This is a genomic window from Rhabdaerophilum calidifontis (assembly GCF_008641065.1).
Classification (GTDB): Bacteria; Pseudomonadota; Alphaproteobacteria; order Rhizobiales; family Beijerinckiaceae; genus Rhabdaerophilum; species Rhabdaerophilum calidifontis.
In genome coordinates, this window is record NZ_VTRS01000005.1 from 80215 (window position 1) to 95707 (window position 15493).

At 69.1% G+C, this 15493-nt stretch carries 16 protein-coding genes and 1 tRNA gene; 13 read left to right on the plus strand and 4 right to left on the minus strand.

Annotation, left to right across the window (positions count from 1 at the left end; genetic code table 11):
• Positions 1 to 63 precede the first annotated feature (63 nt).
• The 7 genes from FWJ24_RS09690 to FWJ24_RS09720 are packed head-to-tail and all read left to right on the plus strand — an operon-like array spanning position 64 to position 5965.
• Positions 64 to 666 carry a LysE family translocator gene (locus FWJ24_RS09690; protein WP_150287625.1) on the plus strand — a complete coding sequence of 201 codons (603 nt, stop codon included), beginning with the start codon at positions 64 to 66 and terminating at the stop codon, positions 664 to 666.
• Complete coding sequence (locus tag FWJ24_RS09695) at positions 663 to 1565, plus strand: AAA family ATPase (protein ID WP_150287626.1); 903 nt, start codon at positions 663 to 665, stop codon at positions 1563 to 1565. Before FWJ24_RS09690 ends, FWJ24_RS09695 begins: the two co-directional genes overlap by 4 nt.
• Positions 1565 to 2089 carry a YkgJ family cysteine cluster protein gene (locus FWJ24_RS09700; RefSeq protein ID WP_150287627.1) on the plus strand — a complete coding sequence of 175 codons (525 nt, stop codon included), beginning with the start codon at positions 1565 to 1567 and terminating at the stop codon, positions 2087 to 2089. The genes FWJ24_RS09695 and FWJ24_RS09700 overlap by 1 nt, the downstream gene beginning before the upstream one ends.
• A 10-nt stretch (positions 2090 to 2099) precedes the next feature.
• On the plus strand, positions 2100 to 3326 hold the full coding sequence (locus FWJ24_RS09705) for a vWA domain-containing protein (RefSeq protein ID WP_150287628.1): 1227 nt from the start codon (positions 2100 to 2102) through the stop codon (positions 3324 to 3326).
• Positions 3326 to 3649: an XdhC family protein gene (locus FWJ24_RS09710; RefSeq protein WP_150287629.1), complete on the plus strand. Its 324-nt coding sequence runs from the start codon at positions 3326 to 3328 to the stop codon at positions 3647 to 3649. Before FWJ24_RS09705 ends, FWJ24_RS09710 begins: the two co-directional genes overlap by 1 nt.
• A complete protein-coding gene (locus tag FWJ24_RS09715) occupies positions 3646 to 4368 on the plus strand; it encodes an XdhC family protein (RefSeq protein WP_246155644.1) in 723 nt (240 codons plus the stop codon). The genes FWJ24_RS09710 and FWJ24_RS09715 overlap by 4 nt, the downstream gene beginning before the upstream one ends.
• 1 nt (position 4369) lies before the next feature.
• Positions 4370 to 5965 carry an NTP transferase domain-containing protein gene (locus FWJ24_RS09720; protein ID WP_150287630.1) on the plus strand — a complete coding sequence of 532 codons (1596 nt, stop codon included), beginning with the start codon at positions 4370 to 4372 and terminating at the stop codon, positions 5963 to 5965.
• Here the strand turns inward: FWJ24_RS09720 and bcsS are convergent.
• Positions 5959 to 6714: a cellulose biosynthesis protein BcsS gene (gene bcsS, locus FWJ24_RS09725; RefSeq protein WP_150287631.1), complete on the minus strand. Its 756-nt coding sequence runs from the start codon at positions 6712 to 6714 to the stop codon at positions 5959 to 5961. The genes FWJ24_RS09720 and bcsS overlap by 7 nt on opposite strands.
• A 274-nt stretch (positions 6715 to 6988) precedes the next feature.
• Here bcsS and FWJ24_RS09730 point away from each other — a divergent pair, with 274 nt between their 5' ends.
• Positions 6989 to 7618, plus strand: coding sequence for an exopolysaccharide biosynthesis protein (locus FWJ24_RS09730; protein WP_166443653.1), 630 nt, complete (start codon positions 6989 to 6991; stop codon positions 7616 to 7618).
• A gap of 18 nt (positions 7619 to 7636) precedes the next feature.
• Here the strand turns inward: FWJ24_RS09730 and FWJ24_RS09735 are convergent, their stop codons facing one another.
• The 3 genes from FWJ24_RS09735 to map form a co-directional block, all read right to left on the minus strand.
• Positions 7637 to 9787 carry a putative bifunctional diguanylate cyclase/phosphodiesterase gene (locus tag FWJ24_RS09735; protein WP_150287633.1) on the minus strand — a complete coding sequence of 717 codons (2151 nt, stop codon included), beginning with the start codon at positions 9785 to 9787 and terminating at the stop codon, positions 7637 to 7639.
• A 128-nt stretch (positions 9788 to 9915) separates the two neighbouring features.
• Entirely contained in the window at positions 9916 to 10659 is a 744-nt protein-coding gene (gene radC, locus FWJ24_RS09740; RefSeq protein ID WP_150287634.1) for a RadC family protein, read from the minus strand.
• Positions 10656 to 11513: a type I methionyl aminopeptidase gene (map, locus tag FWJ24_RS09745; protein ID WP_150287635.1), complete on the minus strand. Its 858-nt coding sequence runs from the start codon at positions 11511 to 11513 to the stop codon at positions 10656 to 10658. The genes radC and map overlap by 4 nt, the downstream gene beginning before the upstream one ends.
• A gap of 230 nt (positions 11514 to 11743) precedes the next feature.
• Here map and FWJ24_RS09750 point away from each other — a divergent pair, with 230 nt between their 5' ends.
• The 5 genes from FWJ24_RS09750 to FWJ24_RS09770 all read left to right on the plus strand — a co-directional run bounded on the left by FWJ24_RS09750 (position 11744) and on the right by FWJ24_RS09770 (position 15404).
• Complete coding sequence (locus FWJ24_RS09750; protein ID WP_150287636.1) at positions 11744 to 12589, plus strand: FkbM family methyltransferase; 846 nt, start codon at positions 11744 to 11746, stop codon at positions 12587 to 12589.
• Complete coding sequence (locus tag FWJ24_RS09755; RefSeq protein WP_150287637.1) at positions 12586 to 13332, plus strand: competence/damage-inducible protein A; 747 nt, start codon at positions 12586 to 12588, stop codon at positions 13330 to 13332. The genes FWJ24_RS09750 and FWJ24_RS09755 overlap by 4 nt, the downstream gene beginning before the upstream one ends.
• 41 nt (positions 13333 to 13373) lie before the next feature.
• Complete coding sequence (gpt, locus tag FWJ24_RS09760) at positions 13374 to 13889, plus strand: xanthine phosphoribosyltransferase (RefSeq protein ID WP_150287638.1); 516 nt, start codon at positions 13374 to 13376, stop codon at positions 13887 to 13889.
• 121 nt (positions 13890 to 14010) lie between these two features.
• The gene (tuf, locus tag FWJ24_RS09765; RefSeq protein ID WP_150287639.1) at positions 14011 to 15201 is read left to right on the plus strand and encodes an elongation factor Tu; all 1191 of its coding nucleotides are present in this window, start codon (positions 14011 to 14013) and stop codon (positions 15199 to 15201) included.
• A gap of 126 nt (positions 15202 to 15327) precedes the next feature.
• Positions 15328 to 15404, plus strand: a tRNA-Trp gene (locus tag FWJ24_RS09770).
• The last annotated feature ends 89 nt before the right edge of the window (positions 15405 to 15493 follow it).

The window sequence follows — 15493 nt, forward strand, 5'->3', positions numbered from 1 at the left end:
GCTCCCTGACAGATTCCGACAGGAGCCGGCCGGCGGACGAGCGCGGCCCGGGACCGGCAGCCGATGACGGTTCCGCCGGAATTCCTGCTCACCGCGCTGCTGATCGAGCTGACGCCGGGGCCGAACATGGCCTATCTCGCGGCCTTGAGCCTCGCGGAAGGGCGGCGGGTCGGCTTCTCGGCGGTGGCCGGGGTCGCGCTCGGCCTCGCGCTGGTTGGCGCGCTTGCGGCGCTGGGGCTTGCCGCGGCGATCGCTGCCGAACCGCTGGCCTATGGCGTTCTGCGCTATGCGGGAGCGGCGTTCCTGCTCTATCTCGCCTGGGAGGGCTGGCGCGGCGCGGACGGGGAGGCGGCGTCGGCGGGCCGGCGCGCCGCCTTCGGCCGGGCGCTGATGACCAATCTCCTCAATCCCAAGGCGGCGGTGTTCTATGTCACCGTGCTGCCGCTCTTCCTGGGGCCGCCGGGGCCGGACCTCGTGATGCGCAACCTCGTGCTCGTTGCGGGCTATGTCGCGGTGGCAAGCGCGGTGCACGCGGCGATCGTGCTGTTCGCCGCGGCGCTTCGGCCCTATCTGGTGGAAGGCCCGCGCGAGATGCTGGTGCGCCGCATGCTGGCGCTCGGCCTCGTGTTCGTCGCGCTCTGGTTCTTTATGGAAACGCGCCAATGAATAATGTCCCGGCTTCCATCGAGGCGGTTCTCGACCTGCTCCGGCGCGAGGATTATGTCGCCGAGCGCGGCTTTGCGACCGTGCTGTTCCTGGCGCTGCGGATGGGGCGGCCGCTCTTCCTCGAAGGTGAGGCGGGGGTGGGCAAGACCGAGATCGCCAAGGTGCTGGCGCGCGGGCTGGGGCGGAAGCTGATCCGCCTGCAATGCTATGAGGGGCTCGATGCGGCCTCCGCGCTCTATGAATGGAACTATGCCGGGCAGATGATGGCGATCCGCCTCGGCGAGGCCGCGGGTGAGCACGACAAGGCGCGGCTCGCGGCGGATGTGTTCTCGGAGCGCTACCTCGTCAAGCGGCCGCTGCTCCAGGCGCTGGAGCCGGATCCCGCCGGACCGCCGGTGCTGCTGATCGACGAACTCGACCGCACGGACGAGGCGTTCGAGGCGTTCCTGCTCGAAATCCTCTCCGATTTCCAGGCGACGATCCCCGAACTCGGCACGATCCGTGCCCCCGCCCCGCCCATCGTGATCATCACGTCGAACCGGACGCGCGAGGTCCATGACGCGCTCAAGCGCCGCTGCCTCTACCATTGGGTCGAGTATCCGGACGCGGCGCGCGAACTCGCGATCCTCAGGGCGCGGCGCCCCGGCACGCCGGCGAAGCTCTCGAAGCAGGTCGTCGCCTTCATCCAGGCCCTGCGCAAGGAGGATCTGTTCAAGGTGCCGGGCGTCGCGGAGACGCTCGATTGGGCCGGCGCGCTGGTGGAGCTTGACGCGGTGGCGCTCGATCCGGGCCTCGTGGCGGATACGCTTGGCGTGCTGCTGAAATACCAGGACGACATTCTCAAGATGCAGGGCTCGCGCGCCGCCGAAATGCTCGACCAGATCAAGGCGGATCTGTGATGACGGCGCTTGACGGCATTCCCGCCGGGCGCGATTGCGGCAGCTGCACGCTGTGCTGCAAGCTGTTTCCGGTGCCGGAGCTCGAAAAGCCGGCCGGGCGCTGGTGCCGGCACATCGCGCAGGGCAGGGGATGCGGCATTCACGCCACCCGGCCGCAGGTCTGCCGCGATTTCTTCTGCCAATGGATCTACAACCCCGCGCTCGGGCCGGAATGGAAGCCGGAACGGGCGCGTTTCGTGCTTTCGATCTATCCCGGCTCGAACACGCTGCTGGTTTCCGCCGATCCCGGCGCGCCGGCGGCCTGGCGCGGGCCGCTCTACCTGCCGAGCCTGCGCCGCTGGGCGGAGGCGGCGCTCGCGCAAGGCGACCAGGTGCTCGTCTTCACCGGCAACCGCGCCGTCGCGGTGCTGCCCGATCGCGAGGCGGAACTCGGCGAGATCGGCCCCGGCGACCGGATCGTCTCGCTGAAAGCCCCCGGCGGCTACGATGTCCTGGTCGAGCGCGCGGGGGCGGGCCATGCCTGAGGCGGGGGCCATGCCCGGGATGGCGCCCTCGCCCGGAGATGGCGGCCATCTTTCTGAAAACATTGCCTATTTCGGCCGTGCCCTGCGGGCGGCGGGAATGCATGTCGGGCCTGGCGCGGTGCTCGATGCCGTGGCGGCGGTCGAGGCCATCGGCATCGGGCGGCGGGAGGAGTTCCGCGCGGCGCTCGCGGCGGCCTTCCTCAAGCGCCGGCAGGATGCTGCGCTGTTCGACCAGGCCTTCCGGCTGTTCTGGCGCCGCCGGGCGCTGCTCGAGAAGATGATGGCGGTGCTGATGCCGATCGCCCCCGCCGATCCGCAGGATCGCCTGCAGGAGGCGTTTCGCCGCGTGACGGAGGCGCTGTTCGCCGGCCGCAAGCCCGAGGAGGCGGCCGAGCGGCAGCGCATCGAGCTCGATTCGCGGCTGACGGTCTCCGATGTCGAATTGTTCCGCGCGCGCGATTTCGAGGCGATGTCGGCGGCCGAGATCGCCGAGGCGAAGCGGGCGATCGCGGCGCTGGTCATGCCTGATCAGCGGGTGCGGATGCGGCGCTTCCGCCCCGATCCGCGGGGCAACCGGGCCGATCCGCGCGCTGCCATGCGCGCCACCCTGCGCGCCGGGGGCGCAGCGTTCGAATTGCGGTTCCGCACTCCGCGCGAGACGGTGCCGCCGCTTGTCGCGCTCTGCGACATTTCCGGCTCGATGAGCCGCTATTCGCGGATCTTCCTGCATTTCATGCATGCGCTGGCGCTGACGGGGCGGCGGGTCCACGGCTTCACCTTCGCCACCGGGCTGACCAATATCAGCCGCGCCCTGCGCGCGACGAAGGATCCGGATCTCGCGCTTCAGGGCGCCTCGAAGCTGGTGCGCGACTGGGATGGCGGCACGCGGATCGGCGCGACGCTCGAAGCCTTCAACAAGACCTGGGCGCGGCGGGTGCTGGCGGGCGGGGCGGTGGTGCTGCTGATCACCGACGGGCTCGAACGCGAGGTGACGCCGGTGCTCGCGCGGGAGATGGCGCGGCTCCGGCGCTCCTGCCGGCGGCTGATCTGGCTCAATCCGCTGCTGCGCTACGAGGGGTTCGAGGCCAAGGCGGCGGGTATCCGGGCGATGCTGCCGCATGTTGACGAATTCCGCACCCTGCATAGCTTGGACTCGATCGCCGATCTGTGCCGGGCGCTGGCCGCCGGCGGCTCGCGCGATGCCGACCCGGCCCGCTACCTGAAAGGGCTTTCCTGATGCTCGCGACCGATGCCGACATCCTCGCCGAGGCCGAACGGTGGAAACGCGCCGGAAGGGGCGTCGCCATCGCGACCGTGATCGAGACCTGGGGCTCGGCGCCCCGGCCGACGGGCGCGCATCTGGTGATCGATCACGAGGGCAATTTCCTCGGCTCGGTCTCCGGCGGCTGCGTCGAGGGCGCGGTTGTCGAGGAGGCGATCGAGGCGATCGGAACCGGCGAGCCGAAGCTTCTCGAATTCGGTGTCGCGGACGAAACCGCCTGGAAGGTCGGGCTCTCCTGCGGCGGCCGGATCGCGGTGCGCGTGGAGCCGGTGACGTGAACCTCGATCAGCTCGCCGCGCTCAACCGCTGCATCGCCGGGCGCGTGCCGGTGGCGGCGGTCACCGCGCTGGATGCCGGCCTTGAGCCGGGCGACCGGGTGGTGATCCTGACCCCGGAGGATGTCTCCGGCCAGTATTATGCCGAAGCCCTGCTCGAAGCCTTCCGGACGGGCCGGAGCGGCATCCACGAAGCGGCGGGGAGGCGATACTTCTTCAATGTCCATCTGCCGCCGGTGAAGCTCGTGATCACCGGTGCGGTGCATATCAGCCAGGCGCTCGCCGAGATCGCCCGCGTGATCGATCTCGATTGCACGATCATCGATCCGCGCACTGCCTTCGCGACCGCCGGGCGGTTCCCGCTCACCCGCGTCATCGCGGAATGGCCGGAAAGGGCGCTGCCCGCGCTCGCGCTCGACCGCTACACCGCCTTCGTCGCGCTGACGCATGACCCGAAGATCGACGATCCCGGCCTTGATGCCGCCCTGCGGGCCGGCTGCTTCTATGTCGGGGCGCTCGGCAGCCGGAAAACGCATGCGAAGCGGGTCGAGCGGCTCACGGCGGCGGGGCTTCCGGTGGCGGCGGTCGCCCGTATCCGGGCGCCGGTCGGGCTCGATCTCGGCGCGGCGAACCCGGCCGAAATCGCCGTGGCGATCGCGGCGGAGATCATCGCCGCCATGCGCGAGAAGCGGCGGGCGCCGGCCGAGGCGGCGGAGCGCTGAGATGGAATTCGGGCCGGTTCCGGTGCGCGCGGCCGAGGGCGGCATCCTCGCGCATCAGGCGCGCGCGGGGGAGCGCGTGTTACGCAAGGGGCATGTCCTCGACGCGGCGGATTGCGCGGTGCTCGCGGCGGCGGGGCTCGCCGAGGTGACGATCGCCCGGCTCGAACCCGGCGATCTCGACGAGGATCGTGCGGCGGCGCGGCTGGCCGCTGCCTGCGCGGGCGAGGGGCTGCGCGTCGATCCGGCCTCTACCGGGCGCGCCAATCTGTTTGCTGCCGTGCCCGGCGTTCTGGTGCCGGATGTCGCCGCGATCGATGCGTTCAACGCGCTCGATCCAGGCATGACGCTCGCCACCCTGCCGGCGATGAAGCATGTCGCGGCGGGGGAGATGGTCGCCACGATCAAGATCATTCCCTTCGCGCTGCCGGCGGAGCTGGTGGCGCGGGGCGTTGCGGCGCTCGAGGCCGCGCGGCTCCGGGTCGCGCCGTTCCGGGAGAAGCGCGTCGCAATGCTGTCGCTGCGCCTGCCGGGGCTGAAGGAGAGCGTGATCGACAAGACCCTGCGCGTCACCGAGGCGCGGCTTGCCGGGTTCGGCGCCCGGCTGGTCCTGGAGCGGCGGCTCGATCATGCGCAGGCGGCGCTTGAGGCGGCGTTCGCGGCGCTCGACCCGGCGACGTTCGACCTGCTGCTGATCTTCGGCGCCGCCGCGATCGCCGACCGGCGCGACGCGATCCCGGCCGCGATCGAGGCGTGCGGCGGGCGGGTGATCCAGCTCGGCATGCCGGTCGATCCCGGCAACCTGCTGCTGCTCGCCGAATTCGCCGGCAAACCGGCGCTCGGCGCCCCCGGTTGCGCGCGCTCCCCGCGAGAGAACGGGTTCGACTGGGTTCTGGCGCGGCTTTGCGCCGATCTTCCAGTCGGTGCGGCCGAGATCCGGCGCATGGGCGTCGGCGGCCTGCTGATGGAAATCGTCTCGCGGCCGCAGCCGCGCGCCGGCGCCGCGCGCGCGGCGGAGCGCTGCGCCGGCATTGTGCTCGCGGCGGGGCGTTCGACCCGGTTCGGCGCGCGGAACAAGCTTCTCGCGCCGCTCGACGGCCGGCCGATGCTCGCCCATGTCGCGGCGGCGGCGCGCGAGGCCGGGCTCGATCCGCTGGTCGTGATCACCGGGCACGAGGCGGAGGCGGTGCGCGCGGCGCTGCCGGATGCGGCGATCCGCTTCGTCCACAACCCGGATTATGCGGCGGGGCTGGCCGGCTCGCTGCGGGCGGGTCTCGCAGCATTGCCCGAGGATATCGATGCCGCGCTGATCCTGCTCGGCGACATGCCGCGGGTGCGCGCGGAGACGCTGGCGGCACTGCAGGCGGCGGCGCGCGCCAACCCTGCGGCGCGGGCCGTGGTTCCGGTCCATGGCGGGGTCTGGGGCAATCCGGTCCTGGTGCGGCGGCCGCTCTTCGCGGCCCTGGCGCGGCTCACCGGCGATCGCGGCGCGCGCGCCCTGCTCGAGGCGACGCGCGAGGCGGTGCTCGAATTGCCGGTCGCGGATCCCGGCATTCATGCCGATTTCGATACCGAGGCGGCGCTGGCGGCGGATCAGTAGCGCAGATAGGCGCCGATCTGGAGATAAAGGCCGGGCTGGGCATCGTCGCGCCATTCGGCGCCGGTGGAGAGGGTGAGCCGCGCCCGCCAGATCGGGATCTCGCCGAGATGCACCCCGAGCCGCAGCCGCAGCCAATCATCCTGGATGCGGATGCCGCGCCAGGCCTGGTTCTTGCCCATGCTCACCGCGATCTCCGGGCCGATGCGCATGGTGCTTCCGGCAAGGGCGAAACCGTGCCGGACGCGGAAATAGGCCGAGCGGTTCGCCCAATCGCCCAGCGCGAAGACCGATGTGAAGCGCGAGCCCCAGGGCGCAGCGCCGCCCCAATCCTGCCACAGCTCGAAGATCCCGGCCGGCCCCTGGCGCGTGGTGCGGCGGGTGCGAAGCTGGATCTCGGCGGAATTGACGATGCTGCCGAGGCCGAGGAAGGCCGAGATCGTCCGCGGCCCGCTCCGCCATTCATGGCCGAGCAGGAAGCGGGCGGCATCGACGCGGCTTGTGCGCAGGCCGAGGGCGCGGTCGTAATCGCGGATCTTGACGCCGATGCTGGACAGGATCCGCCAGCCGGGATCCTCGAGGCGGCCGGCGGGCGCGTATTTCACGCCGCTGCCGACGAAGCGCCCGCGCTCCGTGAGATCGAAACTCGTGAAGAACACGCTGCGGGTGCGCTCTGCCGGCTCGAAGGCGCGGTGAAATCCTTCTCCGGCATATGCGGCGTCGATACCGGGCAAGCCGAGAAAGAGCACCATGCCCGCGCCAGCCACACCATGCCGGCGCGTTGCGTCAGCCCCCATCCCCCGCACTGAGGCCATGGTCATCCCCCTGGGATCGCCGCCTTCTCGCGGGCAGTCTGATACCCGGTCCGATTCGGAAGACAGATCCGGAAATCTGTCTACCAATCAGGGGTCGCGTCGCGCGGTGAGGGGGAATCGCAGCCCGGCACCGCCGCCTTCGCCGCTTTCCTTCACCTGCCTGCCGGGCTATGGAAGCCGGCCCCGCTGGCGCAAGGAAACGTGCTGCTTGATGAAGCCTTTGTCGGACCGGATCGCCGATGTCCTCACCGCCAGCGTGCAGGGACGGGGCGCAGACGACGATCCCTTCCCCACGCTCTCGGAGGTCACCTCCGCGCTGGGCAAGCGCAGCTTCGGGATCGGGCTGGTTCTGTTCGGCCTGCCGAACCTGCTGCCGCTGCCGGGATTGCCGATCCTGTGCGGCGTCATCGTCGCGGTGATCGCGATGCAGATGATGCTCGGCAAGGAAAGCCTCGCGCTGCCGGGCTGGCTCGGGCGGCAGCGGGTCAAGCGCCGCGATCTCCTCCGCGTGCTCGAACGGGCGACCCCGACCCTGCGGCGGCTGGAGCGGGTAATGCGCCCGCGTTTCGGGCTGCTGACCGGCGCGCCGGCGCAGCGCGTGCTCGGGCTCGTCGTGGCGCTGCTGGCCTTGGCGCTGATGGCGCCGATCCCGTTCTTCGGCGGCATCCCGCCGGGGATCGCGGTGACGCTGATCGGCCTCGGGCTGACCGAGCGCGACGGCGTGTTCATCGGGCTCGGCGGCATCGCGACGATCGTGGCGCTGGTGTTCTCGGCGGCGCTCACCTACGCCATCATCCGCCAGTTGGTGGTTTTCGTCCTGCAGGGCACCGGCATGATCTGAGCCTGCGCGCAAGCGCGTTCAGGCGGCGGAGAGTGGCGGTGTTGTGCCGCGATCGGCCTCAGCCTCGGCGCGCAGCATCTCGTCGATCGCATCGGCCGAAACCGGCTTCGAGAACAGGTAGCCCTGCAGGAAATGGCAGCCGACCGCCTGGAGGAAGCGCCGTTGCTCCTCGGTCTCGACGCCCTCCGCCGTCACCTCGAGGCCAAGCGCGCGGCCGAGATGGACGACGGAATGGACGAGGATCGCGCTCTCCCCGGTCGCCTCCATGGAATCGAGGAAGGATTTGTCGATCTTGATCTTGTCGAAGGCAAAGCGGCGCAGATAGATCAGCGAAGAATAGCCCGTTCCGAAATCATCGAGCGCGAGCTTCACGCCGATCGAACGCAACTCGACCATGGCGGCCTCCGCCTGATCGGCATCCTCGACCAGCACCCCCTCGGTCAGCTCCAATTCGAGGCGGCCGGGCTCGAGCGCCGCTTCCTCGATGGTCCGCGCCACGTCGCGGACGAAATTCTGCTGGCGGAACTGGATCGCCGAGACATTGACGCCCACGCGCAGGCCCGGCCAGCGCGCGGCATCGAGACAGGCGCGGCGCATCACCCATTGTCCGAGCGGTACGATCAGGCCGCGTTCCTCCGCCGCGCTGATGAAGGTCGCTGGCGAGATCAGCCCGTAGGAGGGGTGGCGCCAGCGCACCAGCGCCTCGACGCTGGCAATGCGGCCGTTCTCGGCATGAACCTGGGGCTGGTAGACGAGGGTCAGCTCGTCGCGGTCGATCGCCCCGCGCAACTCGTCGTCGACGAGCTTGCGGATCCGCTCGCTCTCGGTCATCCGGTGCTCGTAGAGCGCGAAGCGGTTGCGGCCCTCGTTCTTCGCCCGGTAGAGCGCGGTATCGGCGGCGCGCAGGATGGCGGCGATCTCGAGTCCGTCATCCGGTGCGAAGGAGATGCCGATCGTGACGCCGATCTGCATCGTCGCGCCATCCATGACGAAGGGGCGGTTGGCGGCGTCGATGATCGCCTGTGCGAGCCACGTGGTCTCGCCATGCGAGCGGATGCCGGTCTGCATCACGGCGAATTCGTCGCCGCCGAGACGCGCGATCATATCGGTCTGGCGCAGCAGTGCGCGGACGCGGTTGCCGAAATCGACGATCACCTTGTCGCCGGCCGCATGGCCGTAGATGTCGTTGACATCCTTGAACTTGTCGAGATCAAGCAGCAGAACCGCGATCGAGCTGTCGCGGTTTGGCAGATCCTCGATGTTCTCGGCGAGCGTATCGCAGAACACCGCGCGGTTCGGCAGGCCCGAGAGCGGGTCGTGGCGCGCCTCATGGCTCGCCTTGGCCTCGCGCATCAGCAGCGCCTCCGTCGAGGCGCGCATGCGTCGGAACAGTACCAGCGCCACGATGGCGATTCCGATCGAGGCCGAGAGCCCGAAGATGGCGAGGTCCGTCAGCGTCTCGGCCGCCGCGCGGCTCGGCATCCAGACGAGGCTCATGACCGGCTCGCCGGCAAGACCCGGCACGGCGATGCTGGTCTCGGTCGGCGCCTCGCCGCCGACGAGGCGAAGATTGGGGATCGCAAGCATGGTCGAGAACCGGCGCAGCGCGCCGGCCCCGATCGGCCGCGTTACCGCCAGAATGATCGACCGGCCGATCGGCATGGTGGCGAGCGCGAAGGCGCCCTGGCCGTCTTGCAGGACGCGCGCCTCGCGGCCGATGCCGATTGTCGTCGTGTCGAGCCCGCGCATGCGCGCGGAATCGACGAGTCGCCGCATGAAGGCCGAGCGGCGGGAGAAGGTTTCGGTTTCGCCGGCCTCGGCCAGCAGATGGCCGTCGGACTTGGCGATCAGGATGGCGTAATCGGTCGCCTGGCGGCGGTTGAGCGCGGCGAGGAGGCGTTCCAGCGTTTCGCGGCTGCGCTGGACCTGGAACAATTCGCCGAGCCCCTCGTCGCGCGCGACAGCTGCGAGCAGAGATTCGGCCTCGAAGCCAAGACTTTGGGTCAGCTGACGTTTTTCCCGATCCAGCTCAAAGGCTTGCTGCCGCATCGCGGCGCGGTTCGCCACCAGCGCCATCGATCCCATGATGCAGAGCACCAGGAGGAAGATCGGGACGATGGAGAGCGAGACGCCGTGCGCCTTCTTGGCTCGGGCCGGAAGGATTTGCATTCCGGGAACTCAACTCGGATGACACGCGCAGCAGGACACGGCTGTATGGTCGCCGAAGAAAGTTGACAGGACGTTGCGGCCACCACGAACGCGCCCGAAATCCGCAGATTCGGGGCAGGCTTGCGCGATCAAAGCAGGCCGAGCGCCCGGAAACTCGCATGGCCCTTGCGGCCGATGATCAGGTGGTCGTGCACGACGATGCCCATCGGTTCCGCGAGCGAAACGATCTCGCGCGTCATCTCGATATCGGCGCGCGAAGGTGCGGGATCCCCGGAGGGATGGTTGTGGACCAGGATCAGCGCCGAGGCGTTGAGCTGAAGCGCGCGGCGCAGCACCTCGCGCGGATAGACGGGCGTATGGTCGACCGTGCCGCGCTGCATCACCTCGTCGCCGATCAGGCCGTTCTTCTTGTCGAGAAACAGCAGCCGGAATTCCTCGCGCTCGGCGAAGGCCATGGCGGTGCGGCAATAATCCAGCACCGAGGACCAGGAGCCGAGCACCTGCCGGTTCCTCACCGCGCCAAGCGCGACGCGGCGCGCCGCCGCCTCGACGAGCTTCAGCGCGTGGATGACGGCCGGCCCGACGCCTTTCGTCTCGCCGAGCAGCTCCGGCGGCGCGGAGACCACCTCGGCGAAGCTGCCGAAGCGGGCGATCAGGGCCTTGGCGATCGGTTTGACATCACCGCGGGTGATGGCGCCGAACAGCACGAGTTCGAGCAATTCGTAATCGGGCAGCGTCTCCGGCGAGGCGGCGAAACGCTCGCGCAGCCGCTGGCGATGGCCGAGATAATGCGGCGGCATGCCGGGCCCGTCCGGCGCTGCGGCCGCCTGCCGCCGCCGCCGCGGGGCGGGAGGCGCACCGGGCCCGCTCATCCGGCCGCCGGGATCAGCGCCGGGCGGGGCGGCGCCGGCTGAGCGGGAAAATCGAGCCCTTTCGGCGAGCGGGTGAAGATCTCGACGCCTGTTTCCGTCACCGCCACCGTGTGCTCGAACTGCGCGGAGAGCGAGCGGTCGCGCGTCACGGCGGTCCAGCCATCGGACAGGATCTTCACATGCGGGCGGCCGAGATTGATCATCGGCTCGATGGTGAAGAACATGCCCGGCTTCATCTCCACGCCCTCGCCCGCCCGGCCGTAATGGAGAATGTTCGGTTCGTCGTGGAACAGGCGTCCGAGCCCGTGGCCGCAGAAATCGCGCACGACCGAGCAGCGCTCGGCTTCGGCATGGCGCTGGATCGCCTCGCCGATATGGCCGGTCGTGGCGCCGGGCCGGACGGCGGCGATGCCGAGTTCGAGGCATTCATGCGTCACTTCCAGCAAGCGCATCGCCCGGCGGGGGATCTCGCCCACCGCATACATCCGGCTCGCATCGCCGTGCCAGCCATCGACGATCAGCGTCACGTCGATATTGACGATGTCGCCCTCCTTCAGCGGCTTGTCCGACGGGATGCCGTGGCAGACGACGTGGTTGATCGAGGTGCAGCACGAGCGGGTATAGCCGTGGTAATAGAGCGTCGCCGGCAGGGCGCCATGGTCCATCGCGAAGGCGAAGACGGCGCGGTCGATCGCATCGGTCGTCACGCCCGGCCGGACGAGGTCGACGAGCATGTCGAGCGCCTCGGCGGTGACGCGGCCGGCGCGGCGCATGCCGGCGAAAGCCGCAGCATCGTGGAGCTTGATCACGCCGGCCTGGCGGCGGGTTGCGGTTTCGGCCGCGGCAAAGGTCATGGTCGGGGCGGTCCTTTCAGGGTCGATCCCGCGCTGTCCGCGCGCGGCGGCGTGTCACGGCGATCGGATTCCCTAAGCTATCTGCTCGTGCCGCGCGATCCAAGAGGCGCGATCCAAGAGGCGCGCCGTGTCCGGCGTGCAATCGGGGCGGATGATCCGCCGGAAGCGCGAGAACACTCGCTTTTTGTCGCCCGCGCGATTAAAGCACTGCGCTCGACCCGGAACATGCGATGGCTGAATTCTCCTCCTCCCCCGGCGCCCCTGCCTTCGGTGCCCATGCCGCGACAGGCGCCGTCCGCGCCCTGATCGGCTGGACGCGCGCGCTGCCGCGCGGCTGGCTCGGCAAGCGGCTCGGCTTCCTCCTCCGCCGCATCGCGATCGCGTTGCTGCGGGGCCGGCCGGTCGATGCCGAATCGCTCGGCGCCCGGTTCCGCCTTTTCCCCTACAACAATGTCTGCGAGAAGCGGATCCTGTTCTCGCCGCGCGATTTCGACGAGGCGGAGCGCGCGCTGCTGATCGGGCGGCTCACGCCGAACTTCGTCTTCCTCGATATCGGCGCCAATATCGGCGGCTATTCGCTGGCACTCGCCGCGGCTGCGGGGCCGGGGGCGCGCATCCTCGCGATCGAGCCGCAGCCCGAGATCTTCGAGCGTCTCGTCTACAATATCCGCGCCAACCCGTTCGGCACCGTCAAGGCCCTGGCGCTCGCCGTCGCCGACCGGGACGGCGAGATCACGCTGTTCCTCGACTCGCGCAACAAGGGCGAGGCGAGCGTGAAGATCGTCTCGGCGGATCACGCCCGGCAGGTCAAGGTGCCGGCGCGGGCGCTGCTCGGCATCCTGGAGGATGAGGGCTTCGACCATGTCGATGCGATGAAGCTCGATGTCGAAGGGGCGGAAGACCTGATCCTCCAGCGATTCTTCGCCGAGGCGCCGCAGGCGCTCTGGCCGCGGCTGATCATCGTCGAGCGGGGTGAGGGGCGCTGGAGCATCGATCTCCTCGCGCTGCTCGAGGCGCAGGGCTATCGCCGCCTTGCGGCGACGCGCAACAACCATATTCTGGAGCGTGGGGCATGACGGCGGCGGTCACGGCGGCGATCCTCGTCATCGGCGACGAAATCCTCTCCGGCCGGACGAAGGACCGGAATATCGGCTATATCGCCGAATATCTCGCCAAGATCGGCATCGACCTGCGCGAAGCGCGGATCGTGCCGGATATCGAGGCCGAGATCGTCGCGGCGGTGAACGCGCTCCGGGCGCGCTATACCTATCTCTTCACCACCGGCGGCATCGGCCCGACGCATGACGACATCACGGCCGATTGCATCGCCAAGGCGTTCGGGGTCCCGATCGGGGAGGATCCGCGCGCGGTGGCGATGCTGCGCGAGCGCTACCAGCCGGAGGATCTCAACCCCGCGCGGTTGCGCATGGCGCGCATCCCGGCCGGGGCCGACCTGATCGACAACCCGATTTCCAAGGCACCCGGCTTCCGGCTCGGCAATGTCATCGTGATGGCGGGCGTGCCGGCGATCATGCAGGCAATGCTCGACAATGTTGCGCCGGGTCTTGCGACCGGCCTGCGGATGCTGGTCGCGACCGTGCCCGCGCCCGGGCTCGCGGAAGGTGTCTATGCGGCCGGTCTCGCCGAGGTCGCGGCGGCGCATCCGGCGGTGTCGATCGGCTCCTATCCCGCGTTCCAGGGCGGCGGGTTCACCAACCAGATCGTGCTGCGTGCGCGGGAGGCGGCGGCGCTCGCGGCTGCCGAGGCGGATGTCAAAGCGCTGCTCGGCCGGCTTGTCATGGATGGCGCGCCGATCTGAGGCGAAGGCCGGGGTCAGCAATCGCGATTTCGGGAGGAGGCATGCAGCAGCCCGCACCACGATCCCTGCCGGACAGGGCATTTCCGGTCTCCTGGGACCAGTTCCATCGCGATGCGCGGGCGCTCGCCTGGCGGCTAGCGGGGGCGGGGCCGTTCGATTCGATCGTGTGCATCACGCGCGGCGGCCTCGTGCCGGCGGCGATCATCGCCCGGGAACTCGAGATCCGGATGATCGAGACGGTCTGCATCGCCTCCTACCACAACTACACCGATCAGGGCGGGCTGCGGGTGATCAAGGGCATCGACGGCACGATTGCCGGCACCGAGGGCGGGCGCGGCGTGCTGGTCATCGACGATCTCGTCGATACCGGCAAGACCGCGCGGATGGTGCGCGACATGCTGCCGAAGGCCCATATCGCAACCGTTTACGCCAAGCCGCAGGGGCGGCCGCTGGTCGATACCTTCGTGACCGAGGTGAGCCAGGATACCTGGATCTATTTCCCCTGGGACATGGGCTATGCCTTCCAGCCGCCCATCCGCGACGGCGCCGCCGGCTGAACCGCGCATGCGGCCCGCACCCCCTCTTGAATTTCCAAGGGAACCCGCCTAAACGGCGCGGCAGTTCGCGCCGGGGGGTGTTCCCCGGCCCCGTTCGACGCCAGCCAAGTCAGGGAAACCCATGGCCAAGGAAAAGTTTTCGCGGACGAAGCCGCATTGCAACATCGGGACGATTGGTCACGTTGACCATGGGAAGACGTCTCTGACGGCTGCGATCACGAAGGTTCTCGCGGAGACGGGCGGGGCGACGTTCACGGCGTATGACCAGATCGACAAGGCTCCGGAGGAGAAGGCGCGCGGGATCACGATCTCGACGGCGCATGTTGAATACGAGACGACGAACCGGCATTACGCGCATGTTGATTGCCCCGGGCACGCGGATTACGTGAAGAACATGATCACGGGCGCGGCGCAGATGGACGGCGCGATCCTTGTTGTTTCGGCGGCGGACGGCCCGATGCCGCAGACGCGGGAGCATATTCTTCTGGCGCGTCAGGTCGGCGTTCCTGCGCTTGTCGTGTTCCTGAACAAGGTCGACATGGTGGACGACGCGGAACTTCTGGAGCTTGTCGAGCTTGAGGTTCGCGAGCTTCTGTCGAAGTACGATTTCCCGGGCGACGACATCCCGATCACGAAGGGCTCTGCGCTCTGCGCGCTGGAGGACCGGAACCCGGAGATCGGGCGCGACGCGATCCTGGCGCTGATGAAGACGGTTGACGAATATATCCCGCAGCCCGAGCGCCCGATCGACCAGCCTTTCCTGATGCCGATCGAGGACGTGTTCTCGATTTCGGGCCGCGGCACGGTTGTGACGGGGCGCGTGGAGCGTGGGATCATCAAGGTTGGCGAGGAAGTGGAGATCGTCGGCATCCGCGACACGCAGAAGACGACGGTGACGGGCGTCGAGATGTTCCGCAAGCTGCTCGATCAGGGCCAGGCGGGGGACAATATCGGCGCGCTGCTGCGCGGCACGAAGCGCGAGGACGTGGAGCGCGGTCAGGTTCTGTGCAAACCGGGCTCGGTGAAGCCGCACAAGAAGTTCAAGGCCGAGGCCTATATCCTGACGAAGGAGGAGGGTGGCCGTCACACGCCGTTCTTCGCGAATTACCGGCCGCAATTCTACTTCCGGACGACGGACGTGACGGGGATCGTGACGCTTCCGGCGGGCACGGAGATGGTGATGCCGGGCGACAATATCAGCTTCGAGGTGGAGCTGATCACGCCGATCGCGATGGAGGAGAAGCTGCGCTTCGCCATCCGCGAGGGCGGCCGCACCGTCGGCGCCGGCGTCGTCGCACAGATCCAGGATTGACCGGGAACGGCCGGGCGCCGTTCTCCCGCCTTTCAGCGGCGCGCCCTGCGGGCGCGCCGTTTTCGTTTTCCGCCCCATGAAAACCCTTGCGCGCAACCGGTGCCTGAGGCAAAGAAACGGCCCGCTAGGAGTGTAGCTCAATTGGTCAGAGCACCGGTCTCCAAAACCGGGGGTTGGGGGTTCGAGTCCCTCCACTCCTGCCAGCGCTGCAACGAAGCCCCCCACTGCAAGCCTGATCCGCGCAAGCCTGATCCAGAGTGGCGGCGAAGCGCGGAGCGCATCAGGGCAAAGC

Coding starts and splice junctions, on each gene's coding strand:
- FWJ24_RS09690 (WP_150287625.1), top strand. CDS start 64: ATGACGGTTCCGCCGGAATTCCTGCTCACCGCGCTGCTGATCGAGCTG.
- FWJ24_RS09695 (WP_150287626.1), top strand. CDS start 663: ATGAATAATGTCCCGGCTTCCATCGAGGCGGTTCTCGACCTGCTCCGG.
- FWJ24_RS09700 (WP_150287627.1), top strand. CDS start 1,565: ATGACGGCGCTTGACGGCATTCCCGCCGGGCGCGATTGCGGCAGCTGC.
- FWJ24_RS09705 (WP_150287628.1), top strand. CDS start 2,100: ATGCCCGGGATGGCGCCCTCGCCCGGAGATGGCGGCCATCTTTCTGAA.
- FWJ24_RS09710 (WP_150287629.1), top strand. CDS start 3,326: ATGCTCGCGACCGATGCCGACATCCTCGCCGAGGCCGAACGGTGGAAA.
- FWJ24_RS09720 (WP_150287630.1), top strand. CDS start 4,370: ATGGAATTCGGGCCGGTTCCGGTGCGCGCGGCCGAGGGCGGCATCCTC.
- bcsS (WP_150287631.1), bottom strand. CDS start 6,714: ATGGTGCTCTTTCTCGGCTTGCCCGGTATCGACGCCGCATATGCCGGA.
- FWJ24_RS09730 (WP_166443653.1), top strand. CDS start 6,989: ATGAAGCCTTTGTCGGACCGGATCGCCGATGTCCTCACCGCCAGCGTG.
- FWJ24_RS09735 (WP_150287633.1), bottom strand. CDS start 9,787: ATGCAAATCCTTCCGGCCCGAGCCAAGAAGGCGCACGGCGTCTCGCTC.
- radC (WP_150287634.1), bottom strand. CDS start 10,659: ATGAGCGGGCCCGGTGCGCCTCCCGCCCCGCGGCGGCGGCGGCAGGCG.
- map (WP_150287635.1), bottom strand. CDS start 11,513: ATGACCTTTGCCGCGGCCGAAACCGCAACCCGCCGCCAGGCCGGCGTG.
- FWJ24_RS09750 (WP_150287636.1), top strand. CDS start 11,744: ATGGCTGAATTCTCCTCCTCCCCCGGCGCCCCTGCCTTCGGTGCCCAT.
- FWJ24_RS09755 (WP_150287637.1), top strand. CDS start 12,586: ATGACGGCGGCGGTCACGGCGGCGATCCTCGTCATCGGCGACGAAATC.
- gpt (WP_150287638.1), top strand. CDS start 13,374: ATGCAGCAGCCCGCACCACGATCCCTGCCGGACAGGGCATTTCCGGTC.
- tuf (WP_150287639.1), top strand. CDS start 14,011: ATGGCCAAGGAAAAGTTTTCGCGGACGAAGCCGCATTGCAACATCGGG.